3 protein-coding genes are annotated in these 3,064 nt (G+C 66.2%); all 3 read left to right on the top strand.

The window, feature by feature from the left end; genetic code table 11:
• The first annotated feature begins 482 nt into the window (after positions 1 to 482).
• Entirely contained in the window at positions 483 to 1,259 is a 777-nt protein-coding gene (locus tag MUO23_06395) for a PIG-L family deacetylase (GenBank protein MCJ7512585.1), read from the top strand.
• Positions 1,260 to 1,379: 120 nt separating this feature from the next.
• Positions 1,380 to 1,847 (top strand): transcription elongation factor GreA, encoded by a 468-nt coding sequence (gene greA / locus MUO23_06400; GenBank protein MCJ7512586.1) that lies wholly within the window; start codon positions 1,380 to 1,382, stop codon positions 1,845 to 1,847.
• 98 nt (positions 1,848 to 1,945) lie between these two features.
• On the top strand, positions 1,946 to 3,064 hold a 1,119-nt coding region (locus MUO23_06405; protein ID MCJ7512587.1), incomplete at its 3' end, for an OB-fold nucleic acid binding domain-containing protein.

Below are 3,064 nucleotides of genomic sequence, written 5' to 3' on the forward strand. Positions count from 1 at the left end.
CATGGCGTAGGCGCGGCTGCAACCCGGGCGGCGCAAGCTCAGACCTCCCGGCGCCCAGGCCTTCCGAGCCGCATTGCGGCAAATCGAGAAGTCGAGCCGACTTCTCAGCCGGAGGGGGCCTGCCAGCCGGGCGGCGCAATTCGGACCGACGGCATCAGTCCGCGCCTAGTCTTTGGCGCCCAGGGAGTTGGCGCATGTCGGATAGGTCATCCTGCCGGAACGGCAAAGCGTGCGCACGATCCCCAAGATGGCAGCGACCACAAACGCAATCCCCACTAGGCTAGCCAACAGGGCCGTCGGTGTCCCGGTCAGGTGGGCTCCACATCCTGTGGTTGCAGCCTCGGCCGACGGGCCGACCCGTGGGCCGAGGAGCGAGGAGGGGCCGTCAGGGGGAGTAACCTTGGGCCTGCCCTCGGCGGGCAAGCCGGGCCGATCGGGCGAATCGCGGCGGCAACGCCCGGCTGACGGGCTATAATCGGCCCATGGGCGTGTTCGTGGTCCTATCGCCTCACCTGGATGACGCTGTGTTCTCATGCGGCGGGTGGATGGCGCAGCGGGCCTCCGCCGGGGCGGAGGTTCGGGTGCTGACGATCTGCGCCGGCGATCCTCCACCCGGCCCGCTCTCGCCTTTCGCCGAGCGGTTGCATGCCCGCTGGGGGACAGCGGTCCCCCCGGCCTCGGTTCGGCGGACCGAAGACCGGATCGCGACCGGCAGGCTGGGGGCGCTGGCGCGTCACCTCGATATCCCGGAGGCGCTCTACCGCAAGGCTGACGATGGCTCCCACCTGTATCCCGATGAGGCGGCGATCTTCAACGGGCTTCACGCCGAGGACGCCCGACGGGTCGACCCCCTGAAGAAGCTGCTCTCGCAGGCGGATCCTAACTGCCAGATCCTCTGCCCGCTCGGCATAGGCGGCCACGTCGATCACCAACTCACGCGGCTGGCGGCCGAGAAGCTAGGCCTGGGGCTGTGGTACTACTACGACCTGCCGTACGCCAGCCGGGGCGGCGAGCTCTCCGCCGGCTTAGGGATGCCGGCGGGCATCGCGGGGACCGTGCCTCTGGCGCCGGAGGAAATCGAAGCCTGGGCAAGCGCCGCTGCCGAGTACCGATCTCAGCTGGGGACCTTCTGGACGGATCCCGAGCACCTGCTGCGCGAGCTGACCGACTTCCATGATGCCTGGGGTGGCGTGCGGCTGATTCTGCCTCAAGGGAGCCAGGCCGATTCCGCCCCCGTGGGCCCGATGGCCGAATTGTAGACAGGGGATGCGACCTGTGCTATGATTGTTCAGACCACCGTAGCGGGCTGAGAGACTCCTCTCAGTTCTATTTTTATCGCCAGACGCGGGGATTTCACCCTCCCGGCGAGAGAGAAGGCCATGGGCAATCATGCAGTCTACGTCACCGCTGAGGGTCTCAAGAAGCTAGAGGATGAGCTCGAGCATCTGCGAACCGTCAAGCGGGCAGAGGTCGCCCAGCGGTTGCACGAAGCGATGGAAGGCGGCGAGCTGATCGAAAACGCCGAATACGAGGCTGCCAAGAACGAGCAGGCTTTTGTCGAAGGCCGCATCCTGGAGCTCGAGCACATGCTGGGCCAGGCGAAAGTCATCGAACCGGGCGAGTCGACCGGCGCCATACGGATCGGCAATACCGTGACGGTCCGGGAGAACGCCGGCTCTCCGGAAACCTACACGATCGTCGGGTCGGCCGAGGCCAACCCGACACAGGGGCTGATCTCAAACGAGTCGCCTCTCGGCCAGGCCTTGCTGGACCACCGCGTCGACGACGAGGTCGAGGTCCACGCACCGGCCGGAGCGCTGCGCTACAAGATCCTGGACATCAAGTAGTCGGCGGTCGTGGGCGAGCCCCGCCTCAGCCAGGCTGGGCGGGGCTCTTTTTGATTGGCCGCGGCGGCGACCCAGGCCGAGGATGAGGACGGCGGACGATGGCGGACCTGAATGAGCTCGAGCGAATTCGCGCCGCTAAGATCGAGGGCCTGCGCCAGGCTGGCCTCGAGGCCTACCCTGCTCGGGCGCAGCGCACCCACACCACCCGCCAAGCCCTGGCCGCCTTCGAAGACCAGGGCGACCTCACCGGGGCGGTGACCGTGGTCGGCCGGCTGCGCTCGATGCGCAGCATGGGCAAGACCACCTTCTGTCACATCGAGGACGGACACGGCCGGTTGCAGTTGTACTTCCGGGTGGATGACCTCGGCCAGGAGCGGCTGAACGCACTCAACGACCTGTTCGACCTGGGGGACTTCGTCCAGGCCTCGGGCGCTCTGTTTCGGACGCGAACTGGAGAGATTACGCTGCATGTGACCGACTTCCACATGCTGGCCAAGGCAGTGTCTCCCCTGCCCGCCTCCAAGGAAGAGCTGGTCGACGGGACGCGCCTCGTGCACTCGGCCTTCGACAACCCGGAGGCCCGCTACCGTCAACGCTATGCTGACCTGGCGGTGAATCCCGAGGTTCGAGATCTCTTCGCTACCCGAGCAGGCGTGGTGCGGGCGCTGCGTGAATTCCTGGACAGCCTCGGATTCATCGAAGTCGAAACGCCGGTGCTCCAGCCGCTGTACGGTGGGGCCGCAGCCCAGCCGTTCGTTACGCACCACAATCAGCTTCACCAGGACCTGTATCTGCGGATCTCCTTCGAGCTGTACCTCAAGCGGCTGCTGGTGGGTGGCTTCGAGCGTGTATACGAAATCGGCCGCGACTTCCGCAATGAAGGTGTCTCCTTCAAGCACAACCCTGAATTCACCCAGCTCGAGTTCTACATGGCGTACGCTGACTACCTGCAGGTGATGGATGTCACGGAGCAGATGGTGGCCCACGCCGCTCAGCAAGCTACTGGCTCTACAACCATCGTGTACGACGGGCACACGATCAACCTCGCCCCGCCCTGGAAGCGCATGACCCTGCGCCAGGCCATTCGCGAACACAGCGGGATCGACATCGCCGAACACCCTGACGCCGACAGCCTGCGCCTGGCGATGGCGGCTCACGGACACGAACCGGCGGCCGACTCCACCCGCGGCAAGCTGATCGACTCGCTGCTCGCCCAC

This window comes from Anaerolineales bacterium, assembly GCA_022866145.1.
GTDB lineage: Bacteria > Chloroflexota > Anaerolineae > Anaerolineales > E44-bin32 > PFL42.

Excerpts from the sequence above, each read along its gene's own strand:
- greA (MCJ7512586.1), top strand. The coding sequence starts at position 1,380 with ATGGGCAATCATGCAGTCTACGTCACCGCTGAGGGTCTCAAGAAGCTA.
- MUO23_06395 (MCJ7512585.1), top strand. The coding sequence starts at position 483 with ATGGGCGTGTTCGTGGTCCTATCGCCTCACCTGGATGACGCTGTGTTC.